Origin of the sequence: Sphingopyxis sp. UBA6723 (assembly GCF_002454115.1) — a bacterium.
Lineage (GTDB): Bacteria > Pseudomonadota > Alphaproteobacteria > Sphingomonadales > Sphingomonadaceae > Sphingopyxis.
In genome coordinates this window covers 242,039-258,956 of the sequence record NZ_DKIH01000013.1, presented here as the reverse complement: position 1 = coordinate 258,956, position 16,918 = coordinate 242,039, and the positions used below count along the sequence as shown (strand labels likewise).

General features: G+C 64.3%; 17 protein-coding genes. 4 read left to right on the top strand and 13 right to left on the bottom strand.

Annotation, left to right across the window (positions count from 1 at the left end; translation table 11 throughout):
* Positions 1-16: 16 nt before the first annotated feature.
* From B4F07_RS14600 to B4F07_RS14585, 4 genes are all read right to left on the bottom strand, one after another.
* The gene (locus B4F07_RS14600) at positions 17-1,180 is read right to left on the bottom strand and encodes an acyl-CoA dehydrogenase family protein (protein ID WP_293700519.1); all 1,164 of its coding nucleotides are present in this window, start codon (positions 1,178-1,180) and stop codon (positions 17-19) included.
* 130 nt (positions 1,181-1,310) lie between these two features.
* Positions 1,311-3,623 carry an ATP-dependent helicase gene (locus B4F07_RS14595; protein ID WP_293700517.1) on the bottom strand — a complete coding sequence of 771 codons (2,313 nt, stop codon included), beginning with the start codon at positions 3,621-3,623 and terminating at the stop codon, positions 1,311-1,313.
* 54 nt (positions 3,624-3,677) lie between these two features.
* The gene (gene rsmD / locus B4F07_RS14590; RefSeq protein WP_293700515.1) at positions 3,678-4,220 is read right to left on the bottom strand and encodes a 16S rRNA (guanine(966)-N(2))-methyltransferase RsmD; all 543 of its coding nucleotides are present in this window, start codon (positions 4,218-4,220) and stop codon (positions 3,678-3,680) included.
* A 5-nt stretch (positions 4,221-4,225) separates the two neighbouring features.
* A complete protein-coding gene (locus tag B4F07_RS14585) occupies positions 4,226-5,089 on the bottom strand; it encodes a pseudouridine synthase (protein WP_293700514.1) in 864 nt (287 codons plus the stop codon).
* Positions 5,090-5,243: 154 nt separating this feature from the next.
* Here B4F07_RS14585 and B4F07_RS14580 point away from each other — a divergent pair, with 154 nt between their 5' ends.
* Positions 5,244-5,681, top strand: coding sequence for a response regulator (locus tag B4F07_RS14580; RefSeq protein ID WP_293700513.1), 438 nt, complete (start codon positions 5,244-5,246; stop codon positions 5,679-5,681).
* Between the two features lie 113 nt (positions 5,682-5,794).
* On the top strand, positions 5,795-7,357 hold the full coding sequence (locus tag B4F07_RS14575; RefSeq protein WP_293700511.1) for an AmpG family muropeptide MFS transporter: 1,563 nt from the start codon (positions 5,795-5,797) through the stop codon (positions 7,355-7,357).
* 163 nt (positions 7,358-7,520) lie between these two features.
* On the opposite strand, the gene B4F07_RS14570 is transcribed toward B4F07_RS14575, so the two are convergent.
* From B4F07_RS14570 to purB, 8 genes are all read right to left on the bottom strand, one after another.
* Positions 7,521-8,861, bottom strand: a complete 1,341-nt coding sequence (locus B4F07_RS14570; RefSeq protein WP_293700510.1) for a bifunctional folylpolyglutamate synthase/dihydrofolate synthase — start codon at positions 8,859-8,861, stop codon at positions 7,521-7,523.
* Between the two features lie 142 nt (positions 8,862-9,003).
* Positions 9,004-9,855 carry an acetyl-CoA carboxylase, carboxyltransferase subunit beta gene (gene accD / locus B4F07_RS14565; protein WP_293700508.1) on the bottom strand — a complete coding sequence of 284 codons (852 nt, stop codon included), beginning with the start codon at positions 9,853-9,855 and terminating at the stop codon, positions 9,004-9,006.
* Entirely contained in the window at positions 9,852-10,643 is a 792-nt protein-coding gene (gene trpA / locus B4F07_RS14560; protein ID WP_293700506.1) for a tryptophan synthase subunit alpha, read from the bottom strand. The genes accD and trpA overlap by 4 nt, the downstream gene beginning before the upstream one ends.
* Positions 10,640-11,872 (bottom strand): tryptophan synthase subunit beta, encoded by a 1,233-nt coding sequence (gene trpB / locus B4F07_RS14555; RefSeq protein ID WP_293700504.1) that lies wholly within the window; start codon positions 11,870-11,872, stop codon positions 10,640-10,642. Before trpB ends, trpA begins: the two co-directional genes overlap by 4 nt.
* Positions 11,869-12,498: a phosphoribosylanthranilate isomerase gene (locus tag B4F07_RS14550; protein WP_293700502.1), complete on the bottom strand. Its 630-nt coding sequence runs from the start codon at positions 12,496-12,498 to the stop codon at positions 11,869-11,871. The genes trpB and B4F07_RS14550 overlap by 4 nt, the downstream gene beginning before the upstream one ends.
* 114 nt (positions 12,499-12,612) lie before the next feature.
* Entirely contained in the window at positions 12,613-13,287 is a 675-nt protein-coding gene (gene pyrF, locus B4F07_RS14545) for an orotidine-5'-phosphate decarboxylase (protein ID WP_293700500.1), read from the bottom strand.
* Complete coding sequence (locus B4F07_RS14540; RefSeq protein WP_293700498.1) at positions 13,284-13,637, bottom strand: LapA family protein; 354 nt, start codon at positions 13,635-13,637, stop codon at positions 13,284-13,286. The genes pyrF and B4F07_RS14540 overlap by 4 nt, the downstream gene beginning before the upstream one ends.
* Before the next feature lie 65 nt (positions 13,638-13,702).
* Positions 13,703-15,019 carry an adenylosuccinate lyase gene (gene purB, locus B4F07_RS14535; RefSeq protein WP_293700496.1) on the bottom strand — a complete coding sequence of 439 codons (1,317 nt, stop codon included), beginning with the start codon at positions 15,017-15,019 and terminating at the stop codon, positions 13,703-13,705.
* A 202-nt stretch (positions 15,020-15,221) separates the two neighbouring features.
* Here purB and B4F07_RS14530 point away from each other — a divergent pair, with 202 nt between their 5' ends.
* Together B4F07_RS14530 and B4F07_RS14525 are read left to right on the top strand one after the other, a co-directional pair.
* Positions 15,222-15,515, top strand: a complete 294-nt coding sequence (locus B4F07_RS14530; protein WP_293700494.1) for a hypothetical protein — start codon at positions 15,222-15,224, stop codon at positions 15,513-15,515.
* Between the two features lie 42 nt (positions 15,516-15,557).
* On the top strand, positions 15,558-16,010 hold the full coding sequence (locus B4F07_RS14525; RefSeq protein ID WP_293704927.1) for a calcium-binding protein: 453 nt from the start codon (positions 15,558-15,560) through the stop codon (positions 16,008-16,010).
* Positions 16,011-16,086: 76 nt separating this feature from the next.
* Here B4F07_RS14525 and radC read toward each other — a convergent pair whose 3' ends face one another.
* Positions 16,087-16,785, bottom strand: a complete 699-nt coding sequence (gene radC / locus B4F07_RS14520) for a RadC family protein (protein WP_293700491.1) — start codon at positions 16,783-16,785, stop codon at positions 16,087-16,089.
* Between the last annotated feature and the right edge of the window lie 133 nt (positions 16,786-16,918).

Sequence of the window (16,918 nt, the reverse complement as noted above, 5' to 3'; positions counted from 1 at the left end):
CGACCCTCCCGCAGCTTCAGCCCGCGTAGTCGCGGATCATGTTCTTGGCGATGACTAGCTGCTGGATCTGCGTGGTTCCTTCATAGATCCGGTAAATGCGGCAGTCGCGATAGAAACGTTCCGCGAGATATTCCTTGAGATAACCGGCGCCGCCGTGGATCTGTACCACCCGGTCGGCGACGCGGCCGCACATTTCGCTGGCGAACATCTTGGCTGCCGCGGCTTCGACCAGGATTTTCTCGCCGCGATCGGCGCGCGCGCACGCATCGTTCAACATGCATTCCGCGGCATAGATTTCCGCTTTGCTGTCGGCAAGCATGGCCTGGATCAGCTGAAAATTGGCGATCGGTTCCCCAAATGCCTTGCGCTCCATCGCATATTTCAGGCCGACGTCGAGCATTCGCTTCGCATAGCCGACGCTGGCCGCGGCGACCGACAGGCGGCCGTTATCCAGGCTCTGCATAGCGGCGCGAAAGCCGATACCCTCTTCACCGCCGAGCAGCGCGTCGCCATCGACATGGACGTCTTCAAGGATGACGTCGGCGATCTGCGATCCTGCCTGTCCCATCTTGCCGTCTGGTTTGCCGATCGACACGCCGGGAGCGTTGCGCGGGACCATGAACGCGCTGACATGGGCATTCTTGGGCAAGGCTTCGGCGTTAGTGCGTGCCATCACCAGAATGACGTCGGCAAAGGGCGCGTTGGTGATGTACCGCTTGGTGCCGTTCAGGACATAGCCATTGCCGTCACGCACTGCGCGGGTTTTCATAGCCGCGCTGTCGGATCCGCTGTCGGGTTCGGTCAAGCCGAATGCGGCGATACTGCCCATCGCCAGCTTGGGCAGCCAATGGTCCTTCTGCTGCTCGGTCCCGAAACCGACCAGCGATTTACACACCATGCCGATGTTGATCGACACGATCGAGCGATAGGCAGGCGAGGCGTAGGCGATCTCGCGGATGAAGCCGACATATTGGCTGACATTCATCCCGGCGCCGCCATATTGTTCGGGCATGGTGACGCCAAACAACCCCATATCGCGCATTTCGGCCAATATGTCGTCGGGGACGCGGCCCAGCTTTTCGAGTTGATCCTCCGCCGGGATCAGCCGTTCGCGAACATAGCGCTGCAACTGGTCCATGAAAGCATCGTAGATGTCGGCGTCCATTCCCGGATTGGTCATTATTGATCTTTCGTTTTGCGCAAAGCCTGGTTCGCTTGGTCCTATGTTTGCGGGTGTCGTCCAACCCTAGCGCACCGCGGCGCGATTTATCAAATAGTCGATTCTGGCTTTCGCGCATCGCCGCCTGCGATCATGCGAGCGTCACAAAGCTGTCGAGAACGCGCTTGTGGCCGGCCTGCGCAAATGCGACCTCCAACTTGTTGCCGTCGATGTCGGCGATTTCGCCATAGCCGAATTTTTCGTGAAACACGCGCATCCCGATCGCCAGATCGGCGCGCGGCTTGGCGCCGACCGACGCCGCCGGGCCTTTCTCGCTGGGGGCGGGGGCGCGGGTGATCGTCGAGGATTGCGCGGCGGCGCGCTGCCACGCTGGGCCGCGGGTCATGGTGCGCGACGGCTGGCGTTCCGCGACATGGGCGAACGGATCGCCCTGCGCCGACCAATTGGCGCGCCACAGGCTTTGCCCGCCGCCGAAACTGTTTTCGCTGTCAACATGCTCGGCGGGGATTTCGGCGATGAAGCGGCTGGGAATGCTGCTCATCCACTGGCCATAGATACGGCGGTTGGCGGCGTGATAGATGCTGGCGCGCACGCGGGCGCGGGTGATCGCGACATAGGCGAGGCGGCGTTCTTCCTCGAGACTGGCGGTGCCGCCTTCGTCCATCGAACGCTGCGACGGGAACACGCCATCCTCCCACCCGGCGAGGAACACATGGTCGAACTCCAGGCCCTTGGCGGCGTGGATCGTCATGATGGTGACGGTTTCGGTGTCGTCATTCTGGTCGCGGTCCATGACCAGGCTGACATGCTCGAGGAACGCCTCCAGCGAATCATAATCCTCCATCGCGCGGACGAGCTCGGACAGGTTTTCGAGGCGCCCTGCGGCTTCGACGCTGCGGTCGGCTTGCAGCATCGCGGTATAGCCCGACTCGTCCAAGATCAGCTGGGTCAGCTCGGGGTGCGAAAGATTGCCGGCCTTTTCCTGCCAGCCGCGCATGAGCGCCACGAAATTGACCAACTGGCGGCGGGCCTGCGGGGTCAGTTCGTCGGTTTCCGTAATGCGCGCCGCCGCGCGGAGCAGCGGCGCCTGCTCGATCCGCGCAAACTGGTGGATACGCGCGAGGGCCTTGTCGCCGAGGCCGCGTTTGGGCGTGTTGATGATGCGTTCGAACGCCAGATCATCGGCGGGCGACTGAACAAGGCGCAGATAAGCGAGCGCGTCGCGGATTTCGGCGCGTTCATAGAAGCGGAAGCCGCCGACAATCCGGTATGGCATCCCAATGGCGATGAAGCGGTCTTCGAACTCGCGGGTCTGAAACTGCGCGCGGACGAGGATGGCGGCGCGGTCGAGGCTGACCTTGCGAACCTGAAGCGTTTCCAGCTCCTCGCCGATCCGCCGCGCTTCCTCGGGTCCATCCCACACGCCGACAACACGCAGCTTGTCGCCCGGTTCAAGGTCGGTCCACAGCGTCTTGCCCAGCCGCCCGCTGTTCTGCGCAATCAGCGCCGACGCGGCGGCGAGAATTTGTGGGGTCGAGCGGTAATTTTGTTCGAGGCGGATGACGGTCGCGCCGGGGAAATCCTTTTCGAAGCGCAGGATGTTCGCAACCTCGGCGCCACGCCACGAATAGATCGACTGGTCGTCATCGCCGACGCAGCAGATATTCTTGCGTTGCTGCGCGAGCAGCCGGAGCCAGAGATATTGGCTGGCATTGGTGTCCTGATATTCGTCGACAAGGATATATTTGAAGCGCTCCTGATAGTGTTCGAGCACGTCGCGGTGGTTTTTCAGGATGACCAGCATGTGGAGCAGCAGGTCGCCGAAATCGCAGGCGTTGAGCGTTTTCAGCCGCGCCTGATAAAGCGCGTAGAAATGTTGTCCCTTGCCGTCGGCATAGGATTCCTTGTCGGCGGCGTCGAGGTCGGCGGGGACTAGCCCGCGGTTTTTCCATTTGTCGATCAGCCCGGCGAGTTGGCGCGCGGGCCAACGCTTCTCGTCGAGTCCCTCGGCCTGGATCAGCTGTTTTAGGACGCGGAGCTGATCGTCGGTGTCGAGGATGGTGAAATTGCTTTGCAGGCCCACCAGTTCGGCATGGCGGCGCAGCATTTTGGCCGCGATGCTGTGAAAGGTGCCGAGCCACGCCATGCCCTCGACCGCGTCGCCCATCATGCGCCCGATGCGCTCGCGCATCTCGCGCGCCGCCTTGTTGGTGAAGGTGACCGCCAGGATTTCGGACGGCCAGGCGCGCCGCGTCGCGATGATATGGCCGAGCCGGGCGGTGAGCGCAGCCGTCTTGCCGGTCCCGGCGCCCGCGAGCATCAGCACCGGCCCCTCGGTGGTCAGCACGGCCTGCCGCTGCGGCCCGTTCAGTCCGCGCAGATAGGGCGGGTCCGACGGATCGGGCGGGGGCAGGTCGGGCAGCGAGGCGGGGGGCAGGGTCACGCGCGAACGATTAGGGAACAGCGGCGGCGCTGTCCAGCTTGGCGCGGTAGGTCGTTACGCGAGCCGCAGCAACGTCAGCCGTGCCTTGCCGACTTTGCGATCGGCATCGATGGCAAAGCCTGCCACCTCCACGGTTTCGCTGTGGCCGGTTTCGACCGACACCCAGCTGTCGGGCCCGATCCAGCCGAGCCGGTTGAGCTTGTCCAGCGCGACGCTCGCCGCGCCAGTGCCATAGGGCGGGTCAAGCATCAGCAAGTCATAGGCGCGCGGCGCCGGGCCAAGGCCCAGCACCGATCCGGCGCGGACATTGGCGCGCACAGTGGCGCCCAGAGTGGACAGATTGCCGCGCAGGACGTCGAGCGCGTCGCGGTCCTGCTCGGCGAACAGACAGGTGGCGGCGCCGCGCGACAGCGCCTCGATGCCGAGCGCGCCCGATCCCGCGAACAGGTCGGCGACGACCAGCCCTTCGAAACTGCCCAGGCGGCTGGTCAGCATCGAGAACAAGGTCTCGCGGGTGCGATCCGCGGTCGGGCGTGTCGCGTCGCCCTTGGGCGCCAGCAGCTTGCGGCCGCGCCATTCGCCGGAAATGACTCGCATCGCCGTCAGCCCATATGCCGGCGGAATTTGAACAATTCATCGCGTGGCACGACATCGACCGCACCCATCGGCAGACCGTCGAGTTCGAACGCGCCATAACGGGTGCGGATAAGACGGCTAACTTGCAGCCCAAAATGTTCGAGCACCTTGCGGACTTCGCGGTTCTTGCCCTCGGTCAGCGTCATTTCGACCCACTGGTTGCGCCCGGTGCGGCGCTCCAGATTGGCGTCGATCTTGCCATAGGTGACCCCGTCAATGGTGATGCCCATCGCGAGTTCCTCCAACTGTTCCTGGCTGATGTCTCCAAAGGCGCGAGCGCGATAGGTCCGCTCGACCCCACTGGCGGGCAGTTCGAGCTGGCGTTTGAATTCGCCGTCGTTGGTCAGCAGCAGAAGACCCTCGGTATTATAATCGAGTCGGCCGACAGGCATCAGCCGGGGCAGATCCTTCGGCAATATGTCATAGATCGTCTTGCGCCCCTTGGGGTCGCGCGCGGCGGTGATGCAGCCGGAGGGTTTGTGAAAGCGGTAGAGGCGCGTCGAGACGGGCTTGGCGACCGGATTGCCATCGACCGTCAGCCCTTCGAGCGAGGTCAGCAGCGGCGCAGGCTGTACAACGACGACACCGTTAAGCGCGATGCGGCCCTCCTCGACCATCCGCTCGACATCGCGGCGCGAGCCAACCCCGGCGCGCGCGAGCAGTTTGGCGATGCGCTGTGGGCCGTCCTCGTCACGCTCGGCGTCGGCGGGCTTGGCTTTGAGCGCGGAGGTGGCGCCGCGCGCGGCACGGCGGCCTTTCGGGGCGTCGCGGTCGCCGGCGGATTTGCGCGCGGAGCGCGGCGCGGCGCGGGGAGGTCGGCGGGTGGTCATGGGAACGGGTACGGCTTTCTTGTCGTTATGCGGGCAAGAGTGTTGCCCTGTGGCCACGCTCATAGCCGGAAACGTGTCGCTTCGTCGATGGCAAGCCGAAGCAATCTTGCGCGACGCCTTTGAGCGCGTCATGGCGCGATTAAAGGGAGACCCTATGCTCTTCGCGTCCCGCCCGTCCTGCATCAAGCGGCTGCTGATCATCGAGGATGATCCGCTGGTCGCATTCGACAATGAGCGGACGCTGAAGCACAGCGGGTACGACATCGTCGCGACGGTCGATTCGGGCGAGGCGGCGGTGCCCATCATCGCCGACGAACAGATTGACGCGGTTGTGCTCGACCTGGGGCTGGCGGGCCATATGACGGGCCGCGAAGTCGCTCGGCTGGCGCGCGATCGCGGTATCGCCGTGCTGCTGGTGACCGGGCAATGCCCCGATGATGCAGCCGACATCGCGGTGGCGTGCCTGAGCAAGCCGCATAGTGCCTCGGCACTGGTCGCGGCGCTGCGCGCGGTGGAAACGATGACCTGTCAGAACAAGATGCCGCGCAAGGTCAGCGGGCTGGTCACCTATTGGCGGCCTGAGGCAGCGTAAGTCGCACGGTTAGCCGCGTACGCGGCAAATACCCGCTTCCAATTTGACCCCAAGGCATTAGGCCTTGGCGCCAAGCACAGAACCGCTCGCCAGCGGTCCGCGGGGAGCACCGAATGTCCGTCGACTTTATCCGTTTTCTCATTTTCGCTGGTGTCCTCGCCGGGCTGGTCGTCGTGGCGCTCGCGGTCCCCGCCTTCCGGCCCTATCTGCGCAAGAATCCAGCGGTGGCCTTCCTTCTCGGCATTTCGAGCGGCTTCCCCTTCACGCTGATTGCCGCCACCATGACCTTCTGGCTCGCGAAAGTTGGCTTCACGCCGACGGCCATCGGTTTCGCGGTGATGGTCGGCATCCCCTACACGATCAAGTTCCTGTGGGCGCCCCTCGTTGACAAGCTTCCCCTGCCGATTTTGACCAAGGCGCTGGGCCAGCGGCGAAGCTGGCTATTTTTCGTGCAGTTCTTCCTAGTGATCGCCATCTGGCAGATGGGCGCGAGCGACCCGCAGCCGGACGATTATCGCTGGTTCCTGTTCTGGGCCGTCGTCACGGCGTTCTTTTCGGCGACGCAGGACATCGTCATCGACGCCTACCGTATCGAAATCTTGGAAGAGGACGAGTTTGCGCACGGAACCGCGACGAACCAGTTCGGCTATCGCACCGGCAATCTGATCGCGGGCGCCGGGACAATCTATTTCGCTTCGCAGGAAGGCTTGGGGCTTGGCTGGGCCATGGCGTACGCGCTGACAACCCTCTGCGTTCTGCCCGCAGTTATCGGTGCCATCTGGGCCGGTGAAGGCAAATTTGTTGATAGATTCAGCAACGCATCGGGCATGAAGCCCGGCCAGTGGCTCGTCGAAACCGTGGTCAATCCGTTTCGCGAGTTCCTGACCCGCGATGGCGCTCTGATGATCCTTCTGTTCATCCTGGTTTATAAGGTCGGCGATGCCATGGGGCAGGCGATGCTTGGCCCGATGATCGTGGACCTGAATTTTGCCGACCTCGATTATATCACGGCAAACAAGATATGGGGTTTTGCCGCGCTCATTATCGGGTCCGCTCTGGGTGCGCCCTTCGTGCTGTGGCTCGGAATGGGCCGGGCGCTGCTGGTTTCGGTTCTGCTGATGATGTTTTCGAACCTGATGTTCATGGCGCTGTCGATAGCGGCTAATAACTACTGGATGCTGGTTGCGGCGATCGTGACCGAGAATATAACCAGCGGCATCGGCCTCACCGTCGTTGCCGTCTATCTCTCCGGATTGTCAAACATCGCCTATACGGCGACGCAGTTTGCGCTGCTCTCATCGGTTGCAGTGATCGGGCGGACCTTCATGGCCGGCCCCGCTGGCTATGCCGCGGAGAAGCTTGGCTGGACCGGCTTCTGGGGGCTGACGGTACTCGCCGCGATTCCCGGCATGATCCTGCTGTGGATGATGTGGCGCAAAGGTTATGTCGTGCAATCCATCCGCCAGAGCGGCGCGGTCGAGCTCGACGAAGGCAAGCTCCGCAAGCCTGTCGGCGCAGCGCGTGTCGTCGGCTTCGCGCTGATCGTCGCGGGCGTCGTCGGCGTGCTGCTGGCCAACCAACTCGAACTGGTATCCACCATCATGTATGCGTCGCTCGCCGCCCTTGTCGCCGGGGCGCTGCTGGCGTGGAAAGGTCCGGCGCCGAAGGTCGCGTGAGGGGCGAGCATCGGGCATTAGCGGTCACACCCACATATAGATCCCGTTCGTGTCGAGCGTAGTCGAGACACCTATGGGGCGCGTGTCCCTTCGCGTGTCTCGACTACGCTCGACACGAACGGAAACAGGGGGGGTCCGGAAACCAACCTAACGCTGTCATCCCTTAAACCGGTAACTCGCCGTTTTCCTCCAGCACCACGCCCGCGAGGTAGAGCGACCCGCAGATCAGGACATCGCCCGCCTGACGATGCGCCGCGATATGGCGGAGCGCCGCCGCCACGTCGTCGCACGGCTGCGCGTCGGCGATGCCGAGCTCGCTTTGCACCCAATGGCACAGGTCTTTGGGATCATGATGCTCATGGCCCGGGATCGGCACTGCCTGAAATGACGCGATCTTGTTGGCGAAGGGGCGCAGGAAACCCATCGCGTCCTTGTTCTTGAGCAGCCCGCAGACAATATGCAGCGGTGGCTGGTCGGCCAGCGCCATCGCCAGCGCCGCCCCCGCATCAGGGTTGTGGCCGCCGTCGAGCCAGATCGTGGCGCTGTCGCTGAGTAGCCCTGTCAGCGGCCCCTTGCCCAGCCGCTGCATTCGCCCGGGCCAGAAGGCCGCCCCGACGCCTCTTGCGATGTCTTCATCGGTGGGCTGCGGGTCGGGCGTACTGCGCAGCATGGCAATCGCGAGACCGGCGTTGCGCATCTGATGCGCGCCCGCCATGCGCGAACGCAGGGTCGGCGCGATCGAACCGCTGTTCGATTGCCAGCGGAAGCCGTTGATCTCGGGGACGACCGCCCATCCATCGCCTTCTGAAAATAGCGTGCCATCGACCGCGGCGGCGCGGTCGCGGACCAGCTTCATCACATGATCGGGATAAGCGAGCGTGGCGAGCGCCGCGCCGCGTTTGAAGATGCCGGTCTTTTCCCATGCGATGCGTTCGATCGCCTCGGCTGGCACGCCTTCCTCTGGCGCGAGCAGGAACGCCTCATGGTCGATGCCCAGCGACGCGATCCCGCACACTGCCGGGGCGGGGATGATGTTGGTGGCGTCGAGACGCCCGCCGAGGCCAACCTCAATGATGCAATCGTCGGCGGGGATACGCGCGAAGGCGAGGAAGGCGGCGGCGGTGGTGACTTCGAAAAAGCTGGCTTGCAGGTCGGCGGCGACGTCGAGCACTTCTTCGAGCAGCGCCGCGAGCAGGGCGTCGTCGATCAGCGTGCCGGCGAGGCGGATGCGTTCGTTGAAGCGGACGAGGTGCGGGCTGGTGTAGCTGTGGACGCGGCGCCCCTGCGCTTCGAGGATCGCGCGCAGATAGGCGCAGGTCGACCCTTTGCCGTTGGTACCCGCGACGTGGAAGATGCGCGGGAGCTGGTTTTGCGGGTTGCCGAGGCGTTTGCAAAGTTCGGCGATGCGCTCCAGCCCCAGGATGTCGCGGCCCGGCGACAGCGCCGCGAGGCGGTCGAGCTGGGTTTGGACCGCGGGGTCGGAGGAGTGGGCGTGGTCGGGCATGGTGGGTGCCTTGATGGTTAAGGGCGCTCGGCTTTTCCATCGTCGTCATGCCGGACTTGATCCGGCATCCATCTGCACAACCGTGGCATGGACCCCGGCTCAAGTCCGGGGTGACGAAGCAAGGAGGTCAGCTTGGAGCGGCTTACGCCGCCTTTTCCGGCGCGAGATAGCCGATCAACCGGCCCAGCGTCTCCGGCAACTCTTTCCGGTGCACCACCATATCGATCATCCCGTGATCGAGCAGATATTCGGCACGCTGGAAGCCTTCGGGCAATTTCTCGCGGATCGTGTTTTCGATGACGCGCTGGCCCGCGAAGCCGATCAGCGCCTTCGGCTCGCTGATCTGGACATCGCCGAGCATCGCATAGCTGGCGGTGACGCCGCCGGTCGTCGGATCGGTGAGCAGCACGATATAGGGCAGCCCCGCGCGGCGCAGGCGGGCCAAGGCCACGGTCGCGCGCGGCATCTGCATCAGCGACAATGTGCCTTCCTGCATCCGCGCGCCGCCCGCCGCGGTGATGGCGATATAGGGGCAGCCGCGCTTGATCGCCTGTTCGACCCCGGCCACAAAGGCTTCGCCGACCGCCACGCCCATCGACCCGCCCATGAAGGCGAAATCCTGGACGCCGACGACGACGGGCTGGCTGGCGATGCGACCAAAGGCATTCTGATAGGCATCACGATCGCCGGTCTGCGCCCGCGCCGCCTTGATCCGATCGACATATTTCTTGGTGTCGCGGAATTTCAGCGGATCTTCGGGAGCCGCCGGGGCTGGCAGGATTTCGTGCTGGCCACCGTCGAATAGCTGCGCGAAGCGCTCGGTCGCGCCGATGCGGTCGTGGTGGTCGCAGCGCGGGCAGACGTTCAGATTATCTTCCCATTCCTTGACGAACACCATCTGCTGGCACTGGCGGCATTTGTGCCACAAATTGTCGGCGGTATCGCGCTTGGCGCCAAAGGGCAGGGCGTTGCGGACGCGGTCGAGCCAGCTCATGCGGCGATCTCCTTTGCGCCGTGGATAGCAGCGGCCAGGCTGCGGGTGAAACTTTCGATGTGGCGCGGCGCATCGGCGCCATGCTGCGCAACGAGTTCGACCAGCGCCGATCCGACGACGACGCCATCGGCGACGCGCGCGATATTCGCCGCCTGTTCGGGGGTGCGCACGCCGAAGCCGACCGCGATCGGGAGGTCGGTCTGGGTACGCAGGCGTGCGACCGCTTCTTCGATGCTCGCCTGCGCCGCCTGCTGCAGCCCGGTGATCCCGGCGACGCTGACATAATAGAGGAAACCGCCGGCGCCATCGAGCACCGCAGGCAGGCGCGCCGCGTCGGTGGTCGGGGTCGCAAGGCGGATCTGATCGACCCCGGCGGCGCGCAGCGCGGGACCAAGGCTGTCGTCTTCCTCGAACGGGATGTCGACGCAGATGACGCCATCGACGCCCGAATCCTTGCAGGCAGCGGCGAACCAGTCGGCGCCGCGCACGGTCATCGGATTGGCGTAGCCCATCAGGACGAGCGGGATGTCGGCATGGCGGGCGCGAAATCCCTTGGCGATGGCAAGGATGTCGGCGGTGGTGGTTCCGGCGGCAAAGCTGCGCAGGTTCGCGGCCTGAATCGCGGGGCCGTCGGCCATCGGATCGGTGAACGGCATACCCAGTTCGATGACGTCCGCTCCCCCCGCGACGAGCGCGTCGAGGACGGCGGCGGTGTCGCCGTCCCCGGCAGTGACGAAGGTGACGAGCGCAGCGTGCGGCTTGGCGAAAGCGGCGGCGAAGCGGGTCATATCCGCGTTCCCAACGCCTCGGCGACGGTGAAAATGTCCTTGTCGCCGCGACCGCACAGATTGACGACGATAATCGCGTCGCGGTTCATCTCGCGCGCCACCTTGGTTACCGCGGCGATCGCGTGCGACGGTTCGAGCGCGGGGATGATGCCCTCCGTGCGGCAGAGCAGCTGGAAGGCGCCCAGCGCTTCCGTGTCGGTCGCACTGGTATATTCGACCCGGCCGATGTCGCGCAGCCAGGCATGTTCAGGTCCGATGCCGGGGTAGTCGAGGCCCGCGCTGATCGAATGCGCTTCGTCGATCTGCCCATCCTCGTCCTGGAGCAGATAGGTGCGGTTGCCGTGGAGAATCCCCGGCGCGCCGCCAGCGAGGCTGGCGGCATGTTCATTGTCGAGCCCATGCCCTGCGGCTTCAACACCGAGCATCCTGACCGACGGGTCGTCGAGAAACGGATGGAACAGCCCGATCGCATTCGATCCGCCGCCGATCGCGGCAACGAGCAGGTCGGGCAGGCGCCCGGTGCGTTCGAGCAATTGCGCGCGCGCTTCCTTGCCGATCACGCTCTGAAAATCGCGGACGAGTTCGGGATAGGGGTGCGGGCCCGCAGCGGTGCCGATGATATAGAAAGTGTCGTGAACATTCGCGACCCAATCGCGCAGCGCCTCGTTCATCGCATCCTTGAGCGTCCGGGCGCCGCTTTCGACCCCGATCACTTCGGCGCCGAGCAGCTTCATGCGGAACACGTTCGGCTGCTGCCGCTCCATGTCGCGCGCGCCCATGTAAATGACGCAGGGCAGGCCGAAGCGGGCGCAGACGGTCGCGGTCGCGACGCCATGCTGGCCTGCGCCGGTCTCGGCAATTATCCGCGTTTTGCCCATGCGGCGCGCGAGCAGGATCTGCCCAATGCAATTATTGATCTTGTGCGCGCCGGTATGGTTGAGCTCGTCGCGCTTGAACCAGATTTGGGCGCCCTTGCCCGCGGGGGCGTCCTTGCGCAGTTCCTCGGTCAGCCGTTCCGCATAATAGAGCGGGCTGGGGCGCCCGACATAATGGGTGAGCAGATCGTCGAATTCGGCGGCGAAGGCGGGATCGCTCTGCGCGGCGCGATATTCGCGTTCGAGGTCGAGGACGAGCGGCATCAGCGTTTCGGCGACGAAGCGCCCGCCGAAAATCCCGAAATGGCCGCGCTCGTCGGGCTGGGTGCGAAAGCTGTTGGGCTGAGTGCTCATGACCGCGCCGCTTTAAGGAAAGCGGCGATCTTGTCCACATCCTTAACGCCCGGGGCGCTTTCGACGCCTGACGACACGTCGACCAGCGGCGCGCCGGTCGCGGCGATCGCTTCGGCCACGTTCGCGGGGGTCAGGCCGCCCGCAACGCCCCAATCCATGGTGTGACGATGATTTTGAAGCAGCGACCAGTCGAAACGCGTGCCGGTCCCGCCGGGAAGCGCTGCTGCGGGGGCATCGAACAGGATGCGGTCGGCGGCCCCCTGATATTTCTGGACCCGCTCCAGCGTCCCGGCGTCCTTTAGGCCGACGGCCTTCCAGACCTGTGCGGGCGCGATCCGCTTGACCACGGCGAGCCATTCGGGGCTTTCGTTGCCGTGAAACTGGATGATGTCGGGACGCACCGCGGCTAGCGCCTCTCCGGTCAGCTGCTGTGACGCATTGACGAGCAACAGAGCGACCTGAACGTGACGCCCGGCGCGTTTGCGCAATTCGGCAGCCGTCTTGAGATCAACGTGGCGCGGGCTTGGCTCAAAATGGACGAGGCCGATGTGCGTGGCGCCCTGTTCGATGGCGGCGTCAACGGTTTCGGGGGTGGAAAGGCCACAGATTTTGACGAGGAGGGACATGGTATAATCTCAAGCTATCCGTTCGCATCGAGCGAAGTCGAGATGTCCCTCGACAATCGTTATTCAGACGGGTGTCTCGACTTCGCTCGACACGAACGGGAAATGGGGAGGTGCTTAAAGCGTCGCTTCGATCTCGCGCGCCGCAAGGTCGGGGTCGGGCGACTGGCTGATCGGGCGGCCGACCACCAGGATCGATGCGCCGTCAGCCATCGCCTGCGCCGGGGTGACGACCCGTTTCTGGTCGCCCGCGCTGCCGTTCGAGGGACGCACTCCCGGAACGACGAAGAAACCGCCTGGCCACGCCTTGCGCGCCGATTTCACTTCCTGACCCGAGCAAACGATGCCGTCGAGCCCGGATTCGCGTGCCAGCGCGGCGAGACGGACGACCTGATCGTGCGGCGTGCCGCCGACGCCGATGTCGTCGAGGTCGGGCGCGTCGAGGCTGGTCAGCACGGTCACCGCGACCACCTTGGTATTCAGCCCCGCTACCGCTTTCGCTTCCTCCAGCATCGCGCGGCCGCCCGCGGCGTGCACGGTCAGGATCGCGGGTTCGAGCGGGCGCAACGCCTGGATCGCTTTGGCAACGGTATTGGGAATATCGTGCAGCTTGAGGTCGAGGAAGATCGGCAAGCCAAGCTTCGCCATTTCGTGCACGCCATGATGGCCGTTAGCGCAGAAGAATTCGAGGCCCAACTTCAACCCGCCAACATGATGCCGCACCTTTTGCGCCAGCGTCACGGCGGCGTCGAGGTGGGGATGGTCGATGGCGAGATAAAGCGGTGAGCTCATGGAATGTCCAGTGGCAGGGTGGGGGATGCAGTTCCGGTGGTCGGTGCCGGAGCAGATGCAGGCGTCACCACCGTTGCGGGCTCGACGGGGCGGTTGGCGAGCGCGCGCATGTCCGCGAGCTGGCGCTCGCTGGCGTCGAGGCGACGCTTGAGCGACCAGCGGGTCGTGCGCAGCGCGATCCACATCGGCACACTGCCGATCAGGAAAGATGCTAGGATCAGCACCGGCAATTTGGTGTCGAGCACTTGGCCCGGCCAGATGGTCACGGTGACGGCGAGCCAGTTGGCCATGGCAAAAATGACCAGGATTGCGGTCAGCAAAACCCAGATGATCGTCCGCAGAATTCCCACTAGTCCATGCTCCTCTGTCGGTCGATTTCGACCCTAAGCCAGATTGGCGCGGCTTTCCAGTCCGGCTATGCCGCGCCGAAGACGCGATCGAAAATCGTGTCGACATGCTTCATATGATATCCGAGGTCGAAAAGTTCCGTCAGCTGTGCATCGGACAGTCGCGCGGTGACGTCGGCGTCGGCCTTGAGCAGTTCGAGCAGCGACAATTGTCCGTCGCTTTCCCACACCCGCATGGCATTGCGCTGGACCAGCAGATAGCTGTCCTCGCGGCTCGCGCCCGCCTGCGTCAGTGCCAGCAGCACGCGCTGCGAATGCACCAGACCGCCCATGCGATCGAGGTTCTTCTGCATCCGTTCGGGATAGATCAACAGCTTGTCGATCACCCCGGTCAAACGCCCGAGCGCAAAATCGAGCGTGATCGTCGCGTCGGGGCCGATGAAGCGTTCGACGGACGAATGGCTGATGTCACGCTCGTGCCACAGCGCGACATTCTCCAGCGCCGGGACCACCGCGCTGCGCACCATCCGCGCAAGGCCGGTGAGGTTTTCGGTCAGGATCGGGTTGCGCTTGTGCGGCATCGCCGACGAACCCTTTTGCCCCGGCGCGAAATACTCCTCGGCCTCCAGCACTTCGGTGCGCTGCAAATGGCGGACTTCGGTCGCGAGGCGTTCGATCGAGCCGGCGACGACGCCGAGCGTGGCAAAGAACATTGCGTGACGGTCGCGCGGAATAACCTGCGTCGAGACCGGTTCGATCGCTAAGCCCAGTTTCGCCGCAACATGCGCCTCGACCCGCGGGTCGATGTTGGCGAAGGTGCCGACCGCGCCAGAGATGGCGCAAGTGGCGACTTCGGCGCGGGCGGCGATCAGGCGCGCCTTGCAGCGGTCGAACTCGGCATAGGCCTGCGCCAGTTTCAGACCGAAGGTAACGGGTTCGGCGTGGATGCCGTGGCTGCGGCCGATCGTCGGGGTCAGTCTATGTTCAATGGCACGGCGCTTGATTGCGGCGAGCAGCGCGTCGAGGTCGGCGATCAACAGGTCTGCCGCCTGCGCCAATTGAACGGCCAGGCAGGTGTCGAGCACATCCGAGCTTGTCATGCCCTGATGCATGAAGCGCGCTTCTTCGCCGACATTTTCGGACACCCAAGTTAGAAAGGCGATGACGTCGTGCTTCGTTACCGCCTCGATCGCGTCGATTGCGGCGACATCGATGACGGGCTTGGTGGCCCACCAGTCCCACAAGGCTTTCGCGGCGGATTTGGGAACGGTTCCAAGCTCGGCAAGGGCGTCGGTCGCGTGCGCTTCGATCTCGAACCATATGCGAAACCGATTTTCGGCCGACCAGATCGCGGTCATGTCTGGCCGGGCGTAACGCGGAACCATTGAATTTCCTTCCTTGTAGGGCGCTCTGTCGCGGAATCGCAGCGGAACCGTGACGGGCCGCCCCCTAGCAGGGACAGGCCGTTTCACCAAACCCTGCGATACCGCAACCATGACGGAATTCGGCGGGTTGCTCCTGTGCCCCACTAACAAGGCGACGGGTCGCAAACACCCAAAAAGTCGCCGCGAAAGGAGAAATTCTGTGTTGAAACAAATGCTTTTGATCGGCGCGGCGGCCGTCAGCTTCCCGGCGTTAGCGCAGACGACTGCGCCGACGGGTGAGGAACCGGCGCCCACCAGTCAGACGCCGCCCGCCCCCACCGATACCACGGCACCGACGCCGGATAAAAAGCCCGCCGACGATGCCAACCCGACGGACGACACGGCCCCGACCGAGGACGCCATGCCGACCGAAACACCGCCGGCAGCCGAGCCGAAGCCGCCGGCTGACCAGCCTGCTCCGGAGCCCGAACCCACCCCCGAACCGGACCCGGAATAACAACCCAACGAATGATTTAGGAGAACGACGATGTTGAAACAGATGCTTTTGATCGGCGCCGCTGCCGTGAGTTTCCCGGCGCTGGCCCAGACCACCGCTCCGGCCGCAGACCCAATGGCGCCGCCCGCCGCAAGTGAACCGGCTCCCAGCTCAAGCCCGACGACGCCGACCAGCCCGGCACCTGCGCCGGATGCGTCGGCGCCCCCGGCAGCAGCGGAACCGGCCCCTTCGGGCGCTGCGGCAACGCCGGCCCAGATCGCGCAGATCGTGGAAGCGGAGTTTCCGACTTACGATGCAGACACGAATGGTGATCTGAATGAAGCCGAATTTGCGGCATGGATGAAAAAGCTCCGGGCCGCGACCGAGCCGGGTGTCGATCCTGAATCGGCCGATATGAAAACGTGGATCGGTCAGGCCTTCGCCGCCGCCGATGGTGACAAATCGGGCGCGGTCAACAAGACCGAGCTTACCGGGTTCCTGTCGCGCGGCGCTTAACCGCCACGCGCGAGGTGGTGCAGCCGTCGGAGCGATCCGGCGGCTGTATCGGTTTGCGCGCCCGAAATTTTGTGCGTTACAAAAGTCCCATGGCGCGAAAGCTGCGGAATTCGGATCCGCCGATGACAATATGATCGTGCAGCGCGATGCCGAGCCGGCTCGCGGCATCGGCAATATCGCGGGTCATGGTGATATCCTGACGGCTGGGTTCGGGGCTGCCGCTGGGGTGGTCGTGAACAAGAATGATCGCCGATGCGCCAAGCTCCAGCGCGCGCTTGACGACCTCACGAACATAAATCGCCGACTGGTCGATCGACCCCTCGCTCGCGAGTTCGTCGCGAATCAGCATGTTGCGCGAATTGAGGTACAGGACGCGGACGCGCTCGATATCGAGCGGCCCCATGTCGGCGCGCAGCCAATCGATCAACGCATCCCAGCTCGACAACAGCGGCTTGTCACGAAATTCACCCTTGAGCAGCCGCAGAACGGTGGCATGTACGATCTTCAGCGCCGCAATTCCGGTGTCGCCCAAGCCATCGACCCGGCGCAACGATTCAGGATCGGCGCTGACCAGCTGGGCCAGCGAGCCGAATTCACGCAGCAGCGCCTTTGCCAGCGGCTTGGTATCGCGGCGCGGGATGGCGAGGGCCAGCAGATATTCGACCAGCTCATAATCCGCCATTCCGTCAGCGTCGCCGCCAAGCAGCCGACCGCGCAAACGCGCGCGGTGGCCCGCATGGTCGGGGGGAGGAGCGGGCGTGTCGGCATCGGCCATCGCTGTCCGAATAACCGCCTTGTGAGGCGCACTCAACGGGCATAGGACACCGATGATGGCGATCCGGACCAATTTGTTGCAGCGAAACAGGATTTCTGGCGTTGCTCTGATGGAAACCCGCGGGTCGAGGGAC

Bases quoted from the DNA above. Each gene is read 5' to 3' on its own strand.
- B4F07_RS14600 (WP_293700519.1), bottom strand. From the start codon at position 1,180: ATGACCAATCCGGGAATGGACGCCGACATCTACGATGCTTTCATGGAC.
- rsmD (WP_293700515.1), bottom strand. From the start codon at position 4,220: ATGCGAGTCATTTCCGGCGAATGGCGCGGCCGCAAGCTGCTGGCGCCC.
- B4F07_RS14585 (WP_293700514.1), bottom strand. From the start codon at position 5,089: ATGACCACCCGCCGACCTCCCCGCGCCGCGCCGCGCTCCGCGCGCAAA.
- B4F07_RS14580 (WP_293700513.1), top strand. From the start codon at position 5,244: ATGCTCTTCGCGTCCCGCCCGTCCTGCATCAAGCGGCTGCTGATCATC.
- B4F07_RS14575 (WP_293700511.1), top strand. From the start codon at position 5,795: ATGTCCGTCGACTTTATCCGTTTTCTCATTTTCGCTGGTGTCCTCGCC.
- B4F07_RS14570 (WP_293700510.1), bottom strand. From the start codon at position 8,861: ATGCCCGACCACGCCCACTCCTCCGACCCCGCGGTCCAAACCCAGCTC.
- accD (WP_293700508.1), bottom strand. From the start codon at position 9,855: ATGAGCTGGCTCGACCGCGTCCGCAACGCCCTGCCCTTTGGCGCCAAG.
- trpA (WP_293700506.1), bottom strand. From the start codon at position 10,643: ATGACCCGCTTCGCCGCCGCTTTCGCCAAGCCGCACGCTGCGCTCGTC.
- trpB (WP_293700504.1), bottom strand. From the start codon at position 11,872: ATGAGCACTCAGCCCAACAGCTTTCGCACCCAGCCCGACGAGCGCGGC.
- B4F07_RS14550 (WP_293700502.1), bottom strand. From the start codon at position 12,498: ATGTCCCTCCTCGTCAAAATCTGTGGCCTTTCCACCCCCGAAACCGTT.
- pyrF (WP_293700500.1), bottom strand. From the start codon at position 13,287: ATGAGCTCACCGCTTTATCTCGCCATCGACCATCCCCACCTCGACGCC.
- purB (WP_293700496.1), bottom strand. From the start codon at position 15,019: ATGGTTCCGCGTTACGCCCGGCCAGACATGACCGCGATCTGGTCGGCC.
- B4F07_RS14525 (WP_293704927.1), top strand. From the start codon at position 15,558: ATGCTTTTGATCGGCGCCGCTGCCGTGAGTTTCCCGGCGCTGGCCCAG.
- radC (WP_293700491.1), bottom strand. From the start codon at position 16,785: ATGGCCGATGCCGACACGCCCGCTCCTCCCCCCGACCATGCGGGCCAC.